The organism is Planococcus salinarum, from assembly GCF_007004625.1.
Lineage (GTDB): Bacteria > Bacillota > Bacilli > Bacillales_A > Planococcaceae > Planococcus > Planococcus salinarum.
In genome coordinates this window covers 57,019-76,597 of sequence record NZ_VIFV01000013.1, presented here as the reverse complement: position 1 = coordinate 76,597, position 19,579 = coordinate 57,019, and the positions used below count along the sequence as shown (strand labels likewise).

Below are 19,579 nucleotides of genomic sequence, written 5' to 3'. Positions count from 1 at the left end.
TGTCCATAGCGCCGAAGCGGTTTCAAATGATAATTTTTAAGTTCAGCTTGTATAGTATAAAAAATGCATTTACTTGTTACCCTTTCCGCTAAACTGGCAGAAAGGGTATTTTTTATTGCCGATAACGAAACCGGAACGCATTGGGCGTTGTCTAACAGATAGAGAAAAAGGGGGCGAGGGCTTGGAGAAACGGGAGAAGGACCGGTTGCTGACGGAGGCGATGGATGAATACGGGCATTATCTGGTGCGGCTGGCGTATTCGTTCGTCAAAGAACGGACGAAGGCGGAGGACATTGTCCAGGACGTTTTTATTCGCTATTACATAAATTTAGAGAAGTTCGAAGGGCGCTCGAGCGTCAAAACTTTTCTGTACCGGATTACGGTGAATGAATGCCATAACCATTTCAGGAGCTGGGCACACCGCAAGATCGAACTCACGAACAAGCTGAGTCCGCTGTTGCCAGGTAAAGATTCGACGGAAGAAGCGGCACTGGCATCTGAACAGAGCAGCGAAGTGGCAGGGGCAATTGGCAAGCTGCCGCTGAAATACCGGGAAGTGCTGTGGCTTCATTATTATGCGGAACTGTCAGTAAAAGAAATCGCCGAGGTGCTGAAAACGTCGAATAACACGGTGAAGACGCGGCTGGCAAGAGGCCGCAAACAGGCAGGGATCACATTTACGGAGGAGGGGATTGAGCATGCATGAAGATTTGAAGCGGGAATTGGAAGAGTCTATACCGGAAGATGTGACTTTGTCGGATGCGAAAAAGCGGCAGATTCTGAAGGCGGCGCAGGAGCGGGAGGGCGAACGGAGACCGACGCACGTGCCAAAGCTGTTGCCGGCGCTTGCTGGGGTGGCGGTGATCGGGCTTGCGGGTGTGCTGGGATACCCTTACGTGAGTGATTTGCAGGAGCAAAGTGCTTTAGAGGAAATAGGGCTGGTACCACAGGAGTTGATCGTTACTGGGCATGAGTATCCGGACCTGATTACTTCGGTGTATGACGATGAACGAGACGCACTTATATATAATATTAACGGAAAAATTTATTCGTTCGATGCAGCCAATAAAACCGAGACAGTGCTGGTGAATCTTGAAGATGGAGCTCAGACATATGAAGTTGTCGTGGAAGGTGACTGGCTGGCCTGGGAAGTGGACGCTGATGATAGCGCTGCAATTGAAATCATGGATCTGGAAACGAATGAAAGAAAATTGATCCAATCGAGACTGGTATTTGATTTGAACATCAGCGGGAATTATTTGATTTATGCCGGGTTTGAAGGGGAAGAGAAACAGCCAAGCTATAAAATGGTCGATTTACTGACGATGGAAAAAACCCGATTGCATGAATTGACACATGACGGAGGTAATAGCGGTGCGTCCGTTTGGCAGAACAGCATCGTAATTCCTGAGCGTTTAATAGAAGAGGACAAAACGATCACTACATTTTCAGTATACGATTTGGATAAGAACTCGCTGGAAGCACAATTTACTCTTCCATATGAAAGAGCGGAAAATGTAACGCTGATGGACAATAAAGTCTATGTGCAATTAAGTGATGAAGAATTGACCGCCACAGTTTTTGGCTATATGGATCTTGCCACTGGGGAATTTGTCGAAATTAAAACCCCTGCTTTTGATGCCTACGCCGTTTACGGGAACTATGTCGCTTTGAGTGTCGCCGACGGCAATGACTCGAACGATGTTGAGTTGTTTAGGCTAAAGGGTGATGAACTGCTGGAAGTTCCTTCCTTCGCGGGTATAGAAGAACGGCTCGTTATGCCCAGGTTCACCGAGGAAGGAACGCTCATTGTCAACGGCGAAGCAGAAGACCGGGCGATGTATTTGTTGGATGTCGGGACAATGGAATAAAGGATTCAGTATGGTCAAAGAGGTGCTCTTGGGATAAGCTTTTCCTGAGAGTATTTTTTAGTTCGATTTTATTCATCAAATGGAGGCCACAACAATGAACGAACTACCCAATTGCCCGAAATGCAACTCCGAATATGTCTACGAAGACGGCAGCCAGCTGGTATGCCCCGAATGCGCGCATGAGTGGACGCCGGGAGCGGAAAGCGAGCAGGCGGAAGAAGCGAAAGTCGTCAAAGACGCCAACGGCAATGTTCTGCAGGACGGGGATTCCGTCACCGTCATCAAGGATTTGAAAGTGAAGGGCAGTTCGTCTGTCCTGAAGCAGGGCACGAAAGTGAAAAGCATCCGACTGGTCGACGGCGATCATGACATCGACTGCAAAATCGACGGCTTCGGGCCGATGAAGCTGAAATCGGAGTTTGTGAAGAAGGGGTAAGGGGGAGCGGCTGATTCCAATAGGATTCAGCCTCTTTTATTGTTCCTCAAAAAAACTGTTCAGAAATTCGAAATCGATTTCGCCATCTTTCGCATGATAGAAAAAACCTCTATAGCGGATGGTGTCTGCTGAATTGACGATCAGTTCTTTCATCTCTTTATCGTCCTCATTATAGAACGTGAGATTGAACATGTAACCCATGTAACCGATAGACGGCTTTTCCTTCTGGAATGTCACTGCGTTAAAATTGTCGGTGATGCGCTGGACGTCCGTTTCGTCCGTGACTTCAACTTCCTCACCGGTTCCACCATTGAAAATGACGATTTTTGAAACGTCGTCGCGGTCGACACTGGCGACCGGGCGTGGGATGAATGTCAGCGCGAAGCCGATCACCAGCAGGGCGATAATAATCAAAATGATGATTAGGGTTTTCTTCATAGCAATCCCTCCATCCTTTTTACTTCTATATAGAAGAAACCAGTTCCTGTACGCAGAATACAGAATTGCGAAAATTTATGTAAAAATTTGCTGTTTAAATAATCACAGCTGTGTAAAAATAGGAACTAGCAAAAGAATCAAAAGAGTTGAAAGGAGCACATTATGAAAATCCAAACGACCCGTTTCGGTGAAATAGAAGTAGCAGACTCAAGCGTCATCACATTTACCAGAGGAATTCCTGGTTTTGATGAATACCAGAAATATGTATTGATTCCGGCTGACACAAAAGAAGAAACGCCATTTTTCTTCCTGCAGTCGCTGGAAGCGGAAGACATCAGCTTTTTCCTCGTCGATCCGTTTTCGTTCTTCCAGGAATACGACGTTAAAATCGCCGACCAGACCGTCGAACGCCTCGAGCTCGAAGACCCGGCCGACGCGCTGGTGCTGACGACGGTTACGGTGCCGGGCGACATGCAGCACGCCACGACCAACCTGAAAGCGCCGCTCGTCATCAACAACCGCAAGCAGCTAGGCATGCAAACCGTGCTGGACAATAAAACCTATGAAATCAAACAGCCGCTTTTCCAAGCTGAAGCAAGGAAGGTGTAGGCGATGCTCATACTCGGACGAAAAAAAGGCGAATCGATCATCATCGACGACCAAATCGAAATCATCGTGACAAGCGTCGAAGGGGAAACAGTGAAACTCGGGATTGCAGCGCCAAAGCACATCACGATCCACCGGAAAGAAGTGTACCTGGAGATTCAGGAAGAAAATAAGAAGGCAATGTCGAATGTGATTGATATCGGTGATTTTTTGAAGATGAAGAAGTGAGGGGGAGCCTGCAGGGATGTGGGCTTTTTTCTATTTTATAGAAGAAAATCATTTTCGCGGCACGGTGTCAGACTCAATTGTTCCTCAAACATTAAAGTACGTTGCTCCTGCATCGCTTCGCTAGCTTCGTCGCAAATGAATTGATCCAAAACCTTTTTGGATCAATTCATTGACTGACGCGGGGCCGCCAACACACGTCATCTATGAACACAAAACAATTTTGAAAATATTTTCAAAAAACGCTAAACATTTCTAAACCTTCTCCGATAAAGATAGTGTAAGGAAGTTCAAACGGATTTGGACCCTTGCAAAAAACAAAAAAACTATTACACGGAGGTAATACACAATGATTATCAATCACAACATCACAGCTTTAAACACTCACCGCCAAATGGGCAACGCTACGAATGCTCAAGCAAGCAGCATGGAAAAACTTTCTTCGGGTCTTCGCATCAACAGCGCAAAAGATGATGCAGCAGGTCTTTCAATCTCTGAGAAAATGCGCGGACAGATTCGCGGATTAGAACAAGCAGGCCGTAATGCACAAGACGGTATTTCAATGATCCAAACAGCTGAAGGTGCACTTAGTGAAACACAAGACATTCTACAGCGTATGCGTGAACTTGTAGTACAAGCAGGTAACGGAACAAATGAAGGAGAAGACTTAACTGCTATTGATGATGAAATTACAGCACTGAATAGCGAGTTAGATGCTATTTCAGACAGAACAGAATTCAATGGAAAAAAATTACTTGATGCTTCATTAGATACTACTTTCCAAGTAGGCGCTAATGCAGGTCAGCAAACAGATTTAGTCGTTGCTCAAGACTTTGATTCAACTGGTTTGGCTGTAAATGATATTGATGTAACAGCCATGACTGGAGATGCTGCAACTGTAAAAGGGGCATTTGATACTGAAATTGCGAAAGTTGATGCCGCATTAGAATTAGTTTCTGGTCAACGTTCAAAATTCGGAGCTATTCAAAACCGTTTAGATCATACAATTAATAATGTTAACAATGCAGCTGAAAACCTTACTTCTGCGGAATCACGCATCCGCGACGTTGATTATGCCGAAGCCGCATAAGCGAGCAGAGGTACAGTCGTCCTGGCCGGTAACAGCCAGAGATAACGATCGGGTGAATTGCTGGAAACCCCTGATAGCTTTTATTGCCACAACGCAGCTGGAAACGGCAGACGTGACGGTTCGAAAAAATAAAAGATTGGGCAATCAGCAGCCAAGCTCCTGTCTCGAAAGAGTGGAGAAGGTTCAACGACTAGGATAGACCATCTAAGGCGCAAGCTATGGTGATGAAATCCGTAGGTGACACAGTGTACATCAGCACTGCTTGATCCGAAGTGCCCGACCCCTACTGACGCTAGAGGGTGAAGATATAGTCTAGTCATTTATGAAAGTAAATGTTCGCACGATGGCGAAAGAAATGATGAACCAGACTAAGAACTCGATTCTTAGCCAGGCAGCACAAGCAATGTTGGCTCAATCCAATCAACTACCTCAAGCAGTATTACAACTTTTGAGATAAATGATTTTAGGGCGTCTAACCGGGTAACGGGTTAGAGTATAACTGGGTGAATTGCTGGAACTTCCTAAAGCTTCATCAACCACAGCGTAACTGGAAACGGTCGGCGTCACGGTTTGAAAATGATGAGGATGCACCAATGGATAATCAGCAGCCAAGCTCCTGTGAGGAAACTCTGGAGAAGGTTCAACGACTAGGATAGACCGTCTAAGGCAGAAGCTATGGCGATGAAATCCGTAGGGTGGCAAGCGCCATTCGAAGTGCCCAGCCCCTCGAAACTGAGGGTGAAGATATAGTCTATTCTATGATCGAAAGACATAGCGGCAAAGCAAGCCAACCAACAGCCACAAGCTGTTCTTCAGTTATTACGTTAATCTTAAGAAAAAATGGGAGCCTAATTTTAGAGGCCACTGAAAAACTATAAGAAAAAGCATCGAATTTCTGAATTTTAGAAATTCGATGCTTTTTTGTTGTATACTGGGTCTAAATTCAAGGAGGGATAACCATGATGCCAGACAGACCATCCATGAAACCCAGTCCTTATGCAGCCCTTTATGATATTGTCATCCCCCAAGATCACCTTTTCCGTCGCATCAATGAGCTGGTCGACTTCTCCTTCGTGACTAAGGAACTGTCGGAGAAGTACTGCTCCGACAATGGTCGGATGGCTATCCACCCTATTCGCATGTTCAAATACCTGCTCCTGAAAAGCATGAATCCCCTGTCAGATGTGGATCTGGTCGAACGCTCCAAGTTTGATCTCTCCTATAAGTTTTTTCTGGATATGGCCCCAGAGGAAACTGTGATCGATCCGAGTTCGTTAACTAAATTTCGGAAGCTGCGTCTTGAAGATAGCCATCTTTTAGACCTCCTCATTGAAAAGACCATGGCCATTGCGATTGACCTTGACCTGATTGAAACAGGGACCATTATCGTCGATGCCACCCATACCCAATCCCGCTATAACTTGAAAAAACCACAAGAGATCCTGCAGGATCAGTCCCGCAAATTACGTAAAGATATTCATTCAGTGAATGAGTCTATGAAAGAACAGTTTCCGAAGAAGAATTCAAAAGATGACCTCGAAGCAGAACTCAATTATTGCAAGGAACTGATCGCTTCGATTGAACGGGTTCCCGGTCTTTCGGCCAATCCGAAAATCGGGGAATCGCTTCGTCTGCTGGAAGAAACGATGGCGGATGACATCGAACAGCTGCGCTGTTCGACGGATCCAGATGCCCGAACCGGGCATAAATCTGTGGACACATCGTTTTTCGGCTATAAAACCCACCTCGCGATGAGTGTCGAACGTCTGGTCACGGCGGCGATCGTGACCACCGGTGAAAAGAATGATGGGAAACTTCTTCAGTCTCTTATTGAAAAGAGTTGCGCCGCTGGCATCCCGGTGAATACGGTCATTGGAGATACGGCGTATTCGGAAAAAAATAACTTGCAGTATGCAGAGGAAAATCACATCTGCCTCATTTCCAAACTGAACCCCAATATTACGGATGGCCAACGAAAAAAAGAAGACGCATTCGACTTCAATAAAGACGCGGGCATGTACGTCTGTAAAGCAGGCCATATGGCAATCCGGAAAGCTAGACAGGGCAAAAAAGGCGTCGGGACGAATCAAACGGACACCTATATTTTTGATATCGAACGCTGTAAGCGTTGTCCGCTGCGGGAAGGCTGTTATAAGGAAGGCGCCAAAAGCAAGACTTACTCTGTCTCCATTAAATCTACCGAACATGCAATCCAGCGGGATTTCCAGGATAGTGACTTCTTCAAAAAAGCTGTCAAAGAGCGATACAAAATCGAAGCCAAAAACAGTGAACTAAAGAATCGGCACGGATATCGGGTGACTTCCGGCGCCGGATTGAGCGGCATGGCCTTGCAAGGCGCCATGGCGATTTTCACAGTGAACCTGAAACGAATTCTTCGATTACTGGATGAGCGCAGGCAAGCTGCGGAACAATAAAGGCTATAAAAAAGAGTCAGAAGGCAGGAAATCCTGCCTTCTGACTCTTTTTTTAGTCTCCCGCTGATTCCAAGGGAGGGTTTTTCAGTGGCCTCTAATTTTAGGCTCCTTTTTCTATAAGGAGGATGCTATATGGATATAGCAGCATTATCAATGGCGTTGAGTCAAATGAACGTTAGGCAGGAAGCGACTGTATCTGTGATGTAGAAATCGATGGATCAGGCTGAATCAAGTGGGCAGGATGTAATAAAAATGCTCGAGCAATCGGTGCAACCGCATATTGGCGGATCGATTGATATTAAAGGATAAAAATATTAAAGGAGCCAAGGACTAATCCCTGGCTCCATTTTATATAAAGGAGAAACAACATGGATGACAAAATGTATAAAGAGTTTCTTGAATCACAACTTCAATGGTCGAAAAATCAAAGTGCTGTATTGGAAAAAATGGAAAGCAAACTCCATGAAATGAAAGAAGTTGCAGAAACTGCTGCCGGAAATGAAGTGTCGAAGGCTACACGAGAAAAATTGAATGAGCGCATGGAAATATTAAAAAATGAGTATCGTACACTCGAAAAGCAAATAGCATACTGATTTTCATTAAGCGGCAAAGCGAATTGTGAATTTTATCTTTCTCTAATTTCTCTCCATTTATACACCACAGACCAATAACTTCTTCCAAGCTTTTCTGCAATCTGTCTATTCGTATAACCCTGTGTTTTCATTAGTATTATTAAATTGCATTCTACATCTGAATAATTTTTTGACCGCTCAGATGAACTGGCTATCACTTCGTAATCTGGATCGGATTCTTTATATCTTTGAACTTCTTTTTCGAATCGATAATTCCAATTGGTTTTGTAAAACATCGAAGGGCAGTCAGCAGAAGCGCCTAAAACGACTTCAAGAAACTTCATTGTTTCGCTGACTTTAGTCGTTTTTAATACATAACCAAATCCATCCGACCTTTTACTGACTTTTAACTTTATCAAAAATGTGGAGTGGATATGGGTCTGTAACTTTATCAGGTCTTCTTGCGAGAAACATTGTAGATAAAGATAGATATGTGGAGTTAAGTAAATCAGTTTCTTCAATTTACTCCTTTGAACAGAAATAGATAAAGAACCATCATCCAAAAATAAAGTGGTAAGAAAAATTGGGGAAGTACACAGCTTTAAAATTTCATCAGAAATTATTTTATTTCCATCTGGGTTATAAAAGTAAGGAAACATTTCTGTAAACAAAGTAAGCGAAGGGGAAAAAATATTAGATTGGGCTTTATTAAAATAAAAATTAGCAGGCAATAAGTTCAACTTCCAAATTCGATAATCGAGTTGCTGAGAGCTGAAATGTTCCCGGTAGCTGTTATTTCTTCGGCGGGATCCAGGATACAACTTAGTGATTGCCCCATCACCAAAAACACTTGCAATTAACACGTTTCGTTCTATGGTAGAAAGCTGGAATAACTCCATTCAAAACCCTCCTTTTAAGAACTTACGTTCCCTTTATTATATTCTTTTTAAAGGAATCAGTCTAATTTTTAGAGGGATGTAAGAAGGGCGAGAAACTTCCAATTTAATGAAAAAATATATATTTTTATTGTCACAATTATCCTATTCTTTTTTCTTTCATTCTACTGTATGATAAATTCATGATTATACTGATAAAAGGTGTGTGACTCCCGTGACGAGCCCAATTTCTTCAAATTGGTTCTACTATACTACAATGGCTTCATTGGCCCAGGCTTCATCAGCTGCGAATCAGCCAGGAAATTCTGCTAACCCTTTGAACGCCTCCGACAACAATACCTCAATGTTCATGACTCTGCTAAGCTCAATGATGCAGGGTGGCGAGATGGATCCGGCCATGTTGGCTGCTTTGAACCCTGCTGCTAATTCAAACAATAGCCAGATGATGGCTCAATTGAATAATACCTATAAGCCGATTTCCGTTTCTTTGCCAGCTTCGTCGACTCCGGCAGCTGTTGAAACTGCTGCACAGCCTGCAGTGCCGAATTTAAAAACAGATTTAAGCTTCAAGCCGATTCAATTTCTTAAGCTTGAAAATACATTAGGCGGCAAATTGAGCGGTACTTCTGCTCACTTCATAAATGCCGGTAAGAAATATGATCTGGATCCCAATCTTCTGTCGGCTATCGCAATCCATGAAACCGGCAACGGCACTTCTCGTGCGGCGAATGAGAAAAATAATATTGCTGGGATGATGGGCAAGAATGGTCTCCGCAGTTATGACTCTGTCGAAGAAAGTATTTTCGATATGTCCCGCAATCTACGCCAGAACTATTTGAACCAAGGTAAAACCACGGTTGCCGCAATCGGCGCAAAATATGCTCCGGTTGGCGCTGGGAATGACCCGACTGGCCTCAATAATCATTGGGTAACAGGCGTAAACCGTCAATTGAATAAATTAACGTAGATAAAACCGATTCCTATTCACCGGTTTTATTTTTTTATGCAGTAATAATTATAAAAAATGCTAAAAACATCTCTTTTTCTGCCGATACATAAGTAAGGCAATTATATAGATTGATCGGACAAGGGGATAGAGAGCGATGGAAGTGAAAAGTACACCTGTTATTCCAGTTTTCAAAAGCAATGAAACTGCAGTTGTTGAAAGGGTTAAAATCCAAGTAAAAACTGAACCTGCTCATTCTACAGAAGAGATTCATCAGGAACAAATCACTAAAGAGATGGTGCTGAACCGGATCGAAGGCATGAATGATTTTCTTGAACCAACAACAACGGCCGTTAAGTTTTTATTGCATGAAGGTTTGAATGAATATTATGTGCAAGTGATCAATCCGCTAACCGACGAAGTTTTGAAAGAAATCCCGAATAAAAAATTCCTTGATATGTATGCTTCGATGACGGAGCTCATGGGATTAATCGTAGACGAGAAAAAGTAAAAGATTGATATAGAATCGGAGTGATTTAAATGCGAATAGGCGGACTAGCTTCTGGTATGGACACAGATTCGATTGTTAAAGAAATGATGAAAATTCAAAAGATGCCTTTAGATAAATTGATGCAGCAGAAAACTTTTATGGAGTGGCAGCAAGATGCTTTGCGTAAAACGAATTTAGCGCTTTCTAACTTACGAACGAGTGCAAGTAGTTTTAGGCTTCAATCATCGTTTAACTCATATACTGCCTCATCGCCAAACCCTAGCAGTTTTACAGTTGCAACTACTGCTAATGCAATGAGCGGTTCTTACAAAGTTCAAGTAACGAGCGTAGCCAGCGCTGCAAAATTAAATTCCTCTGCAGCTATTACTTTACCCGAAACAACATCAGTTGATGGAACGGTAATACCAGCCCGAGCTGCAAAATCAACGGACCAAATAGGTGTAGAGGGCAAGATAAGAGTAACAGGCTTAAGCACTGATATCACTATTGCAGCAACAGATACATTTGCAGATGTTGCTAAAAAAATACAGGATGCAGCAGCTGCATCCGTTCCAGCTTTGAGAGCGAGTTTTGATAATACAACTTCAAGATTTTTTATTGCTTCTAAAGGAATGGGCGCAGATCAAACTTTTACTATGGACTTCACCAATGCGGATGGGACTGTGAATTCCGCACTAGCCGATAGAATAATCAATAATAATAGTGCAACCTCAGCAACTGCAACTGGAGCTGCTGATGGAGCTATTAAATTTGATGGTATTGAAATAAATGGTTTGAAAACGAATCAGACAACTGTTAACGGAGTAATTGTTAATCTTATACAAGCTGGGGCAGAATCAACTGTGAATATTCAGTCCAGCCCCGAAAAACCTATGGAAATGATTAAAGACTTTGTTAACAAATATAATGAAACTATTGAAACGCTTCAAAAACAATTGGTTGAAAAAAGATATCCAGATTTCCAACCTTTGTCGGATGAGCAAAAGAAAGATATGACTGAAAATGAAATCGAGCTATGGGAAGAAAAAGCGCGGAGCGGTTTACTTAGAAGTGACCCTGTATTAAAGAGTGCGATGGATGATTTGAGAAGAGCATTTATGGATTCAGTAAAAAGTATAGCTCCGGGTAATATAAACTTATTGTCGCAAATTGGTATTAATACCGGAAATTACACAGAAGGCGGCAAACTATTTATAGATGAGACAAAGTTAAAAGAAGTTTTGTCCAATAAACCTGATGAAGTAATGGCATTATTTACTACTAGAGATGCTACTGGAAACGGAATTGGCGTTAGAGTATATGACACGTTAAATGCAGTAATAAAAAATCTTAGCACGAAAGCTGGAAGCCCCTCAAGTTCAGTTGACAATAGTACACTGTCAAAGAAAATTAGACAGATGGATCAAGATATAAGCAAATGGCAGGATCGTTTAAAGAATGTCGAAGACCGTTACTGGAAACAATTCACGGCCATGGAAAAAGCAATCAGCCAAATGAATTCCCAAAGCGTCTGGATGCAACAAAACATGTTCGGTGGCATGTAATGGACGCATATCAACTCAGACTTGCTGAATTTCTCGACCTGACCCAAAAGCTGAATGCCCAGGCGAAAGCCGTGCATTCAAAAATGGATGATAACGAAGAAGGGCAACTCGAATCTGTTCAGGCGCTGTTTGAAAGGCGCCAGGCGGTCATCGAGCAGCTCAGTGAATATACAAAAGCCGCTGAATTCGCATGGACGACAGAAGATAAGAAAGCCATCAGCCAGTTAAAAGGTTACGAAGATGAAATGCAGCCTTTATTGAATAAACTGCATCAATCATTCACTGTCCAAATGAACCGGCTGAACCAGACGAGCCAGGCATCGAAAAAATACGTCGGTGCGTACCAGACAAAATCCACTGAAGGCTCATTCATCGATCAGCGGAAGTAATTCAAGGAGGTTCTAAAATTGGCAATCAACAATCCTTACCAGACATACCAACAGAATTCGGTCACCACCGCATCACCACAGGAATTGACCCTGATGCTCTATAACGGATGCCTGAAGTTCATCAAGCTCGCCAAACGGGCGATGGAAGAAAGCAAATTCGAAGAAAAAAACACGAATCTAATAAAAGCACAGGCTATCATCCAGGAATTCAATATCACGCTCGACCGTGACATCGAAATCTCCGAAGGCCTTGCCAAACTGTATGAATACATACACCATCTCCTGATGCAGGCAAACATGAAAAACGACGCAGCCATTCTCGAAGATGCAGAAAACCAGGTCAAAGAACTGCGTGACACCTGGAAAGAAGCGATGGCTTTGGCAAAAGGGAAGTAGAATACACTTCTCTTCAAGCGTAAAAGTACAGCATCACTTTCTTTTTAAACGTCGCCTTTTCGGTTCCCAGCGTCATACACCAATTGAAGAACATTTGTGTATGTCACTGTGACGCCAAGGAGAGATGGGGATATTCACCCACACAATTAGAGATGATATGGAGCAAAACAGCGAAGACGCCTGCGGGACCAGCGAAGTGTCGAGATCCACTCGGACGAAGTGCAACGAGTCCGAGTTAGCTCGGCGCAAGCCCGCGGCAAGCGAAGCTGTTTTTTGGAATATCATCTGACTTTCTACAACAAGAAAAATCAGACAGAGACAAAGCAGTGAAATGAGGTTACAGATATGGATAAGACATCATGGATTGGCGTTATACTTGGAATGTTCGTTTTGATCGGAGGCATGGCCCTGAAAGGCTCCAGCCCGATTGCTTTATATAACCCGGCCGCACTGGTCATCATCTTCGCCGGCACCGCCGCGTGTATCCTTGTCGCGTTCCCGATGGAAGAAGTGAAAAAAATCCCGAGCTTGTTTAAAGTTTTATTCGCATCAGATAAATCAATGTCGATCAAGGAAATGGTGCCGATGTTTTCTGAATGGGCGATGCTTGCACGCCGCGAAGGCCTTTTGGCTTTGGAAGAAAAATCAGAAGAAATGGAAGATCCGTTTCTGCAGCGCGGGTTGAAGATGGTCGTCGACGGCCAGCCGCAGGAACAGATCCGCGAAATGATGGAAGAAGACATTGCGGCAATGGAAGAGCGCCACGAACTCGGGGCGAAAATCTTCACACAGGCCGGAACGTATGCGCCGACACTCGGAGTTTTGGGTGCGGTAATGGGACTTGTCTCAGCACTGGGTTATCTTGATAATATCGCGCTTCTTGGGAAATCGATATCGGCTGCGTTTATCGCCACGTTGTTCGGGATATTCACGGGTTACGTCCTGTGGCATCCATTTGCTAATAAATTAAAACGTAAATCCGAACACGAGGCCCGCATCAAGCGGATTATGCTCGAAGGCTTGCTGGCAGTTCACGAAGGTTTGCCGGTGCGTACAGTGGAAGAGAAATTATTGACTTACCTGCCACTCAAGGACCGTGTCCTTGAAGAGGATGCAAAAGAAGGTGTTGGCGTTGAAGCGTAAGAAAAAACACGAAGATCATGTAGATGAATCCTGGCTGATTCCTTATGCCGACATTCTGACGCTGCTGCTGGCTCTATTCATCGTGCTGTTTGCCGCGAGTGAAGTAAATTCGCAGAAATTCCAGGAAATTTCGGATTCATTCAATAAGGAACTGCAGGGCGGCACTGGAATTTTGGACAATCAGTCGGCAGTCGAGACTTTTGAAGAAACTTCGAAACTCGCCGAACCGAATGACGCGGATCCGACCGAAGGGGAAGCGACAACTCCCCCAGAAGGGGAAGAAGAGGAAGAACAGAAAATAGAAATGACCGCTGAAGAGATTGAGCAACTGGCGTTGGCGGAAGATTATAAAGAACTTGCGGCGATTCAGGATAAAGTGAAAGCCTATATTGCTGAACGCAATATGGAAGATAAATTGGAAGCGGAATTGACTTCAAAAGGCCTCGTGCTGAAGATTAAAGACGGCGTGTTATATGGTTCTGGGAGCGCAAATCTTTCAGAAGATGCACAGATGGTTGCCGAGGAAATCGGCAAGATGCTTGTGACGGATCCGCCGCGCAGCATTTTCATCGAGGGACATACCGATAATATTCCTTCAACTTCATCTGCTTTTCCATCCAACTGGGAATTGAGCTCCGCACGGGCAATCAACTTTATGAAGATTTTGCTTGAGAATGAGGAGTTGGATCCAGCGAAATTCAGTGCCACCGGCTTTGCAGAGCATCAGCCGATTGCCGGAAATGACAGTGAAGAAGGCCGTGCGGAAAACCGCAGGGTGGAAGTGTTGATTTCACTGTATTCGGAAGAGCAAACAGACTAACTAAAGATAGAGGTGCAGTATGGGGAAAATGAAAATCTTGATCATTTTGGTGCTGGTACTGGCGGCAGCGGGAGGCGGCGCATTCTTTTTCCTGGGGCAAGAGGCTGAGGGTTCAGGAGAAGAAAAACAGCCGACAGCTGAGGAACTCGCTGCAATGAGCATTGACACGGACATAATAACGACAAATCTGGCTTCGCCGAACTTCGGCATCGTCCAATTCAATATTTTACTCGACAGTGAAAAAGCGAAGGAAGAAGCTGAAAAGCGGACTCCGGAAGTGAGGGCAGCGATCATTTCAACAGTTGCCGGATTCACAAAAGAGGAACTGGTCGGAGCGGATGGCATTGCCACTCTTGAAGAACAATTAAAAGGGAAATTGGCGGAGATTATGCAGACCGGAAAAGTGGAAAGGGTATTGGTCACGGAATTTAAGGTCCAATAATTTGAAAAAACGTTAAACAATACGGGAAATGTGCCGATAAATAACTTATAAAAGGGACTAGGTGATTTTATGCAGTCAGATCGGCTAGCTAACTGCACAATTTGCGGGAAGTTATATTTAAGGGAACATACGGATTATTGTTTGGACTGCTTTAAAGACATGGAGCGGGAATTTAAGATTATCACCGATTTTCTGAAAATCGAGGAAAATCGATGTGCTTCCATCGAAGAAGTCAGTACATTTACAGATGTAGCAGTAAAACGAATCGCGGATTTTATTCGCGATGGCCGGATCTACGTTGAGGACTTCCCGAATCTGGGGTATGGCTGTGCTCATTGTGGTACGCTTATCCAGAGACAGATGCTGTGCGCAGGCTGCTTTGAGGAATTCACTTCGGAGGTCAACAAAACGCTGAAGGCGGATAAGCTTCTTGAAGGTTTGAACAAACCGGATGAACCAGCTCAAGCGGCGCGATACTGGAAATTAAGAAATTAAAATATAAAAGACGGGGCGGTGAAGGAATGAATATCGATAAAACGAACGGTTCTTCCTTTATTCAATCTTACCAAAAGCAAATGCAGGTTTCGAAAGTGGATAAAGCGAAGCCGCTGCAGAAGGAAGACCAACTGCAGATTTCAAATGAGGCCAAGCAGATGTTTGAAAGCAAAGCCGATATTGAACGCCATGAGAAGATTCAGGCATTGAAAGCCCAGGTCCAAAGTGGTGAATATCAGGTAAGCAACGATAAAGTGGCGGAAAAGATGTTTGATTTCTGGTATGGAAAATAATCTGACTCTATAAGTTGATACAATAAATTACAGCAGTCGATATTCCGCAAAACAGCTTCGCTTGCCGGGGGCTCGCGCTGAACTAACTCGGGCTCATCGCCCGAGTGGATTTCAGCACTTCGCTTACTCCCCAAGGCGTCTTCGCTGTTTTGCTCCATATCTAGGTGTCACTTAGCGTCGGCGCGTTTCAGGACTGGGCGGAGCCATAAGACGAGTGATCTTCTCGGCTTATGGTGTGAGCCTTGTCCAAAGCGCTGAAGCGGTATAATTACAATTGTTCTTTAATATAGTTTATTTAAAAGGAGGGTGTCGGATATTGAATGCACTGGTAACGGCACTGGATGGTTTGATAAACGTCCAACGGCAGCTCATTGGATGCGCTGGCCACAAGAAAGCGGCATTGATTGAGCGCAGCGTGGATCGGTTGAATGACATCACCACAGAAGAAAAGAAGCTGGTCAAACAGCTCGAACAGGCGGAACTCGAACGGATGACAGTAATGGAAAGCGTTCTGCAGGATTCTGATGCAGCCGATTTCCAGTCATTTCTCGCTCAGCTTCCCGGTGGCCAGGCAAGGCAACAGCTCGAATCCCAATTGAAAACATTACAGGAGCTCGTCTCGGAATTGCAGGCGAAAAACAGGATCAATGACCGCCTGCTGAAAGATTCCATGAGCTTTGTACAACATATGATCGACCAGATTACCAAATCGCAGCAGCAGCAATTCAATTACCAATCACCGACTGGGCAAAAATCACAAACAGGCAACCGTGGCTTTTTCGATACGAAAGCCTGACGGGAGCAGAAGAGAGGGAAACACATGGTTTCAACATTTCACGGATTAGAGACTGGAAAACGCGCCTTGAGCGTCGGGCAGGCAAGCATTGCAACGACCGGCCACAATATCGCCAACGCCAATACAAAAGGCTATTCGCGCCAGCAGGTGAACCAGAGCACATCGCCTTCACTGGATATCTGGACGAACAGCACGAATCCCGGCCAACTTGGCTCCGGCGTTTCCATCGACTCGATCACGCGTGTGAGAGACCGTTTCCTGGACAATCAGCATCGTGACCAATCAGCGACATTGGCGGATGCACAAACTAAGCAAGCAGCATTTGATCGTTTGGAAGGCATCATCAATGAACCGAGCGATGCCGGACTGAATTCGGCAATGGACCAATTGCGCAATGCCTGGCAGGATTTATCGAACAATCCGGACAGCGCCTCTGCACAAGCCGTTGTCAAAGAACGCGCGCAAGCATTTGTGGAAGTGGCGCAATCAATGGACAGCTCGATGGAAAACATGAAGCTGGATCTCGATCAGCAAAAAGCGGCAGCGGTGACGGAAGCCAATGATTACTTGAAACAGATTGCTTCATTGAATGACTCAATCGTTCGAGGCGGCAACACATCCAACGATTTGAAAGATCAGCGTGATGTGCTGGTGGAAAAATTATCAGCGCTTGCACCGATCAAAGTGGATGCCCAGGCAAACGGATCTTATACGATCAGCCTGAAACAGCCTGAAGGAGAACCTGACCTTAAAATGGTGGAAGGCAATAGCGTGACAGAAGAAATTGCGGATGGCACCGCAGTGACCGGTGGGAAGATTGCTGGTTTGATTTCAGCGGAAAATAAAGTGCAAGAAAATCACGAGAAACTGATAGATGTTGCAACAAAATTCGCGGAAGCCAATAACGAGACTATTGATGGCGACCCGTTATTCAGTAATACTGCAAGCATTGCTGAAATGGAAGTAAACGTTGAGGCAACACTTGGAACGCCGACAGCTGACATGGAAGTAGGCATTAAAGAAGCTAAAACCGCGTATCAGGAACTCGTCAGTGTTTTAGGAGTACAAAGCCAATCGGCGACACGCTCGGTAGCAAATTTCGAAGCGACATTGCAGGCTACGGAAAATCGCCGCCAATCCGTTTCAGGCGTTTCCCTTGATGAGGAAATGGCCAACCTGGTTAAATTCCAACATTCATACAGTGCCGCAGCCCGGCTTATTTCCACGGCGGATCAGATGCTTGATACGATTATTAACCGGATGGCTGCACGTTAATAATCGGTAATTGGAGGAAAACGCGATGAGAATTTCACATCAGATGCTACATCAAAATTCAGTGTCCAATATGAATAATACTATGGGCCGGTTTCAAAAAGCTTATAATGAGGCTTTAACCGGCAAGCAGGTGAGCAAACCTTCGGATGACCCGCATGGCGCAGCCAAGGCAATGGAGCTGAAAAGTGCGCTGGCAACAAACGAACAATACGAGCGCAACACCGGCGAAGCTAAATTATGGCTTGATGAAACGGACCAAACGGTTAATTCGATGGTCGATGTCATGCAGCGCGTCCGTGAACTGGCGGTTCAAGGAAACAACGAAACCCTGTCGGCGGAAGATCGTGGAGCAGTTGCACTTGAAGTGGAAGAACTGACAGCGCAACTTCGTCAATTTGCAGACACGAAAGTGAACGGCGTGGATTTATTTACGAAATCTGAAACACCACCAGCGGTAACTTCACCTAAAATGATGACCGTCGGTGGTGGGTTGAATATTCAGGTAAATGCTACAGAAGACCAATTGCTTGGCACAGATAGTGAATTGCTCACGACTTTAGCTGATTTGTCAGCTGGTTTACGTAATGGCGAAGCGATGGATCTGGATGCAATCGATACAGGAATAGATCGTTTATTGAAAGTATCAGCCGAAGTCGGCGCCAGAACAAATCGTGTGGAGTCAGCGGAAAACCGCATGTTCGATAATACTCTGCAGTTAAAATCTAGATTGTCGGGTATTACGGATATCGACATGGCGGAAGCCATCACCAAATTGAAAAGCGAAGATAGCGTCTACCAGGCGAGCCTTTCCGCATCAGCAAAAATTATTCAACCGAGTTTAATGGACTTTTTAAGATAATAAATGAGAAGGAGCATTGCCGATGGGGCGATGCTTCTTTTTTTGTGTTTTGGGGGAGTTGAGAGTAAATGCAATCCGGAGTTCCCGGCTGCCTGGTGGGGAGGTTCTTTTTGGATTCACTTTCGGCACTTGGGCATATATCATTTGATGTTGGGCATAAATGGGGAAGAGTTGGGCATAAACGGACCGAACTTGGGCATAAATCAAAAAAGCGGACACCCCGATTGACCGGGATGTCCGTTTTCATTTTATTAGCCTCTTATCGTATTGACCAATCCGCGCATGTCATCTGCAAAGGAAATTGCTTTGGACTGCGATTGGATCAGCCGCTGGGTGGCGATCAGTTCCGTCATTTCATTGGTCAAGTCGACATTCGACATTTCGAGTGCGCCTTGTCCGACCCTGATTGTGCCGTCGTTTCCGTCAGCCAGATTCAAAACCTGCAAAGTGCCATTGGCCACTTGTTCGGCTTCAGTGCCTGGAAGCTCATAAAGATTGCCGCCGGTTTTCTGCAGAAGGTCCGGACGGTTGATTTCCGCGAGGCTCAATTGAAACGCATCGGCCGGTTTGCCGGCGGTCTTATACGTCACTTCGAGCGTGCCGTTTTCGTTGACGGTGATGGTGTCGTAATCGTTATCGAACGAAATCGGCTGATTATTGGCACCGAGCACCGCTTCGCCATTTCCGGTAACCAGGTTCAGCTGGTTGCCTGCTGCATCCGGCTCCAATTGGAATGAACCGTTTTTGGTGTAATACGTGTTTCCTTCGGATTCAACACGGAAAAATCCGTTTTCACCCGAAATCATGAAATCGAGTTCGCGGCCGGTTTGGACGGCTGAACCCTGGTTGGTGCGCAGCGCAATTTGTGAAATCGTGGCGCCTGCACCGATGCGGATGCCGTTCGGCGTTTGGCGTCCGGCTTCAAGCGGGCCAGCCTGTTTTTCAAAAGACTGGACAAGCGCATCAGCGAAATTCGCTTCCTGCCGTTTGTAGCCGGTCGTATTAACATTGGCAATATTGTTGGCGATGGTGTCGATTTTTTTCTGCAGTTCGCGCATGGAGGAAGCCGCGGAATTCATTTGGATGTTCATCTGTTATGGC

The 19,579-nt window shown here is 44.9% G+C and carries 25 protein-coding genes and 1 pseudogene; 23 read left to right on the top strand and 3 right to left on the bottom strand.

All coding sequences use genetic code 11. The annotated features are described in order from the left end of the window. Nucleotides 1–181 precede the first annotated feature (181 nt). The 3 genes from DIJ65_RS09520 to DIJ65_RS09510 all read left to right on the top strand — a co-directional run bounded on the left by DIJ65_RS09520 (nucleotide 182) and on the right by DIJ65_RS09510 (nucleotide 2,307). Nucleotides 182–706: a sigma-70 family RNA polymerase sigma factor gene (locus DIJ65_RS09520; protein ID WP_117301411.1), complete on the top strand. Its 525-nt coding sequence runs from the start codon at nucleotides 182–184 to the stop codon at nucleotides 704–706. After that, the gene (locus DIJ65_RS09515; protein WP_071152049.1) at nucleotides 699–1,871 is read left to right on the top strand and encodes a DUF5050 domain-containing protein; all 1,173 of its coding nucleotides are present in this window, start codon (nucleotides 699–701) and stop codon (nucleotides 1,869–1,871) included. Before DIJ65_RS09520 ends, DIJ65_RS09515 begins: the two co-directional genes overlap by 8 nt. Before the next feature lie 94 nt (nucleotides 1,872–1,965). Then, nucleotides 1,966–2,307: a zinc ribbon domain-containing protein YjdM gene (locus DIJ65_RS09510; RefSeq protein WP_117301409.1), complete on the top strand. Its 342-nt coding sequence runs from the start codon at nucleotides 1,966–1,968 to the stop codon at nucleotides 2,305–2,307. Between the two features lie 36 nt (nucleotides 2,308–2,343). Here DIJ65_RS09510 and DIJ65_RS09505 read toward each other — a convergent pair whose 3' ends face one another. Further along, entirely contained in the window at nucleotides 2,344–2,745 is a 402-nt protein-coding gene (locus tag DIJ65_RS09505) for a hypothetical protein (protein WP_071152050.1), read from the bottom strand. Between the two features lie 162 nt (nucleotides 2,746–2,907). Here DIJ65_RS09505 and fliW point away from each other — a divergent pair, with 162 nt between their 5' ends. From fliW to DIJ65_RS09470, 7 genes and pseudogenes are all read left to right on the top strand, one after another. Then, complete coding sequence (gene fliW, locus DIJ65_RS09500; RefSeq protein WP_117301407.1) at nucleotides 2,908–3,354, top strand: flagellar assembly protein FliW; 447 nt, start codon at nucleotides 2,908–2,910, stop codon at nucleotides 3,352–3,354. Nucleotides 3,355–3,357: 3 nt separating this feature from the next. After that, on the top strand, nucleotides 3,358–3,579 hold the full coding sequence (gene csrA / locus DIJ65_RS09495) for a carbon storage regulator CsrA (protein ID WP_117301406.1): 222 nt from the start codon (nucleotides 3,358–3,360) through the stop codon (nucleotides 3,577–3,579). A gap of 346 nt (nucleotides 3,580–3,925) precedes the next feature. Further along, nucleotides 3,926–4,666, top strand: a complete 741-nt coding sequence (locus DIJ65_RS09490) for a flagellin N-terminal helical domain-containing protein (RefSeq protein WP_117301404.1) — start codon at nucleotides 3,926–3,928, stop codon at nucleotides 4,664–4,666. 343 nt (nucleotides 4,667–5,009) lie between these two features. Next, nucleotides 5,010–5,123, top strand: a pseudogene (locus DIJ65_RS09485) (flagellin); the annotation flags it as partial. Between the two features lie 502 nt (nucleotides 5,124–5,625). Then, the gene (locus DIJ65_RS09480; protein ID WP_117301403.1) at nucleotides 5,626–7,101 is read left to right on the top strand and encodes an IS1182 family transposase; all 1,476 of its coding nucleotides are present in this window, start codon (nucleotides 5,626–5,628) and stop codon (nucleotides 7,099–7,101) included. Between the two features lie 213 nt (nucleotides 7,102–7,314). Continuing rightward, on the top strand, nucleotides 7,315–7,410 hold the full coding sequence (locus DIJ65_RS16715; protein ID WP_391527601.1) for a YjfB family protein: 96 nt from the start codon (nucleotides 7,315–7,317) through the stop codon (nucleotides 7,408–7,410). Nucleotides 7,411–7,469: 59 nt separating this feature from the next. Then, nucleotides 7,470–7,694: a hypothetical protein gene (locus DIJ65_RS09470; RefSeq protein WP_117301401.1), complete on the top strand. Its 225-nt coding sequence runs from the start codon at nucleotides 7,470–7,472 to the stop codon at nucleotides 7,692–7,694. A 32-nt stretch (nucleotides 7,695–7,726) separates the two neighbouring features. On the opposite strand, the gene DIJ65_RS09465 is transcribed toward DIJ65_RS09470, so the two are convergent. After that, nucleotides 7,727–8,572, bottom strand: coding sequence for a DNA endonuclease (locus DIJ65_RS09465; RefSeq protein WP_117301399.1), 846 nt, complete (start codon nucleotides 8,570–8,572; stop codon nucleotides 7,727–7,729). Nucleotides 8,573–8,783: 211 nt separating this feature from the next. Here DIJ65_RS09465 and DIJ65_RS09460 point away from each other — a divergent pair, with 211 nt between their 5' ends. The 13 genes from DIJ65_RS09460 (at nucleotide 8,784) to flgL (ending at nucleotide 18,478) form a co-directional block, all read left to right on the top strand. After that, entirely contained in the window at nucleotides 8,784–9,536 is a 753-nt protein-coding gene (locus tag DIJ65_RS09460) for a glucosaminidase domain-containing protein (protein ID WP_117301397.1), read from the top strand. A gap of 136 nt (nucleotides 9,537–9,672) precedes the next feature. Continuing rightward, nucleotides 9,673–10,026, top strand: a complete 354-nt coding sequence (gene flaG / locus DIJ65_RS09455; protein ID WP_117301396.1) for a flagellar protein FlaG — start codon at nucleotides 9,673–9,675, stop codon at nucleotides 10,024–10,026. Between the two features lie 29 nt (nucleotides 10,027–10,055). Next, nucleotides 10,056–11,570, top strand: coding sequence for a flagellar filament capping protein FliD (fliD, locus tag DIJ65_RS09450; protein ID WP_117301394.1), 1,515 nt, complete (start codon nucleotides 10,056–10,058; stop codon nucleotides 11,568–11,570). Beyond that, the gene (locus tag DIJ65_RS09445) at nucleotides 11,570–11,959 is read left to right on the top strand and encodes a flagellar protein FliT (RefSeq protein WP_117301392.1); all 390 of its coding nucleotides are present in this window, start codon (nucleotides 11,570–11,572) and stop codon (nucleotides 11,957–11,959) included. Before fliD ends, DIJ65_RS09445 begins: the two co-directional genes overlap by 1 nt. Nucleotides 11,960–11,977: 18 nt before the next feature. After that, on the top strand, nucleotides 11,978–12,355 hold the full coding sequence (fliS, locus tag DIJ65_RS09440) for a flagellar export chaperone FliS (RefSeq protein WP_117301390.1): 378 nt from the start codon (nucleotides 11,978–11,980) through the stop codon (nucleotides 12,353–12,355). A gap of 345 nt (nucleotides 12,356–12,700) precedes the next feature. Then, nucleotides 12,701–13,498: a flagellar motor stator protein MotA gene (gene motA / locus DIJ65_RS09435; protein ID WP_117301388.1), complete on the top strand. Its 798-nt coding sequence runs from the start codon at nucleotides 12,701–12,703 to the stop codon at nucleotides 13,496–13,498. Beyond that, the gene (gene motB / locus DIJ65_RS09430; RefSeq protein WP_117301386.1) at nucleotides 13,479–14,318 is read left to right on the top strand and encodes a flagellar motor protein MotB; all 840 of its coding nucleotides are present in this window, start codon (nucleotides 13,479–13,481) and stop codon (nucleotides 14,316–14,318) included. Before motA ends, motB begins: the two co-directional genes overlap by 20 nt. 19 nt (nucleotides 14,319–14,337) lie before the next feature. Then, on the top strand, nucleotides 14,338–14,760 hold the full coding sequence (locus tag DIJ65_RS09425) for a flagellar basal body-associated FliL family protein (protein WP_117301384.1): 423 nt from the start codon (nucleotides 14,338–14,340) through the stop codon (nucleotides 14,758–14,760). 159 nt (nucleotides 14,761–14,919) lie between these two features. After that, on the top strand, nucleotides 14,920–15,255 hold the full coding sequence (locus DIJ65_RS09420) for a flagellar protein (protein ID WP_230321360.1): 336 nt from the start codon (nucleotides 14,920–14,922) through the stop codon (nucleotides 15,253–15,255). Nucleotides 15,256–15,281: 26 nt separating this feature from the next. After that, complete coding sequence (flgM, locus tag DIJ65_RS09415) at nucleotides 15,282–15,548, top strand: flagellar biosynthesis anti-sigma factor FlgM (RefSeq protein WP_117301380.1); 267 nt, start codon at nucleotides 15,282–15,284, stop codon at nucleotides 15,546–15,548. A 316-nt stretch (nucleotides 15,549–15,864) separates the two neighbouring features. Then, nucleotides 15,865–16,344 (top strand): flagellar protein FlgN, encoded by a 480-nt coding sequence (locus DIJ65_RS09410; RefSeq protein WP_230321358.1) that lies wholly within the window; start codon nucleotides 15,865–15,867, stop codon nucleotides 16,342–16,344. Between the two features lie 24 nt (nucleotides 16,345–16,368). Further along, entirely contained in the window at nucleotides 16,369–17,619 is a 1,251-nt protein-coding gene (gene flgK, locus DIJ65_RS09405; protein WP_117301378.1) for a flagellar hook-associated protein FlgK, read from the top strand. A 25-nt stretch (nucleotides 17,620–17,644) separates the two neighbouring features. Continuing rightward, entirely contained in the window at nucleotides 17,645–18,478 is an 834-nt protein-coding gene (gene flgL, locus DIJ65_RS09400; protein WP_117301376.1) for a flagellar hook-associated protein FlgL, read from the top strand. Nucleotides 18,479–18,729: 251 nt separating this feature from the next. Here flgL and DIJ65_RS09395 read toward each other — a convergent pair whose 3' ends face one another. Beyond that, nucleotides 18,730–19,569, bottom strand: a complete 840-nt coding sequence (locus tag DIJ65_RS09395; RefSeq protein ID WP_117301373.1) for a flagellar hook-basal body protein — start codon at nucleotides 19,567–19,569, stop codon at nucleotides 18,730–18,732. Nucleotides 19,570–19,579: the final 10 nt, after the last annotated feature.

Bases quoted from the DNA above. Each gene is read 5' to 3' on its own strand.
- DIJ65_RS09420 (WP_230321360.1), top strand. From the start codon at position 14,920: ATGGAGCGGGAATTTAAGATTATCACCGATTTTCTGAAAATCGAGGAA.
- flaG (WP_117301396.1), top strand. From the start codon at position 9,673: ATGGAAGTGAAAAGTACACCTGTTATTCCAGTTTTCAAAAGCAATGAA.
- DIJ65_RS09465 (WP_117301399.1), bottom strand. From the start codon at position 8,572: ATGGAGTTATTCCAGCTTTCTACCATAGAACGAAACGTGTTAATTGCA.
- DIJ65_RS09480 (WP_117301403.1), top strand. From the start codon at position 5,626: ATGATGCCAGACAGACCATCCATGAAACCCAGTCCTTATGCAGCCCTT.
- fliW (WP_117301407.1), top strand. From the start codon at position 2,908: ATGAAAATCCAAACGACCCGTTTCGGTGAAATAGAAGTAGCAGACTCA.
- flgM (WP_117301380.1), top strand. From the start codon at position 15,282: ATGAATATCGATAAAACGAACGGTTCTTCCTTTATTCAATCTTACCAA.
- DIJ65_RS09395 (WP_117301373.1), bottom strand. From the start codon at position 19,569: ATGAACATCCAAATGAATTCCGCGGCTTCCTCCATGCGCGAACTGCAG.
- DIJ65_RS09425 (WP_117301384.1), top strand. From the start codon at position 14,338: ATGGGGAAAATGAAAATCTTGATCATTTTGGTGCTGGTACTGGCGGCA.
- motA (WP_117301388.1), top strand. From the start codon at position 12,701: ATGGATAAGACATCATGGATTGGCGTTATACTTGGAATGTTCGTTTTG.
- csrA (WP_117301406.1), top strand. From the start codon at position 3,358: ATGCTCATACTCGGACGAAAAAAAGGCGAATCGATCATCATCGACGAC.
- DIJ65_RS09470 (WP_117301401.1), top strand. From the start codon at position 7,470: ATGGATGACAAAATGTATAAAGAGTTTCTTGAATCACAACTTCAATGG.
- DIJ65_RS09515 (WP_071152049.1), top strand. From the start codon at position 699: ATGCATGAAGATTTGAAGCGGGAATTGGAAGAGTCTATACCGGAAGAT.
- DIJ65_RS09505 (WP_071152050.1), bottom strand. From the start codon at position 2,745: ATGAAGAAAACCCTAATCATCATTTTGATTATTATCGCCCTGCTGGTG.
- DIJ65_RS09510 (WP_117301409.1), top strand. From the start codon at position 1,966: ATGAACGAACTACCCAATTGCCCGAAATGCAACTCCGAATATGTCTAC.
- DIJ65_RS09445 (WP_117301392.1), top strand. From the start codon at position 11,570: ATGGACGCATATCAACTCAGACTTGCTGAATTTCTCGACCTGACCCAA.
- flgK (WP_117301378.1), top strand. From the start codon at position 16,369: ATGGTTTCAACATTTCACGGATTAGAGACTGGAAAACGCGCCTTGAGC.
- flgL (WP_117301376.1), top strand. From the start codon at position 17,645: ATGAGAATTTCACATCAGATGCTACATCAAAATTCAGTGTCCAATATG.
- DIJ65_RS16715 (WP_391527601.1), top strand. From the start codon at position 7,315: ATGGATCAGGCTGAATCAAGTGGGCAGGATGTAATAAAAATGCTCGAG.
- fliD (WP_117301394.1), top strand. From the start codon at position 10,056: ATGCGAATAGGCGGACTAGCTTCTGGTATGGACACAGATTCGATTGTT.
- DIJ65_RS09490 (WP_117301404.1), top strand. From the start codon at position 3,926: ATGATTATCAATCACAACATCACAGCTTTAAACACTCACCGCCAAATG.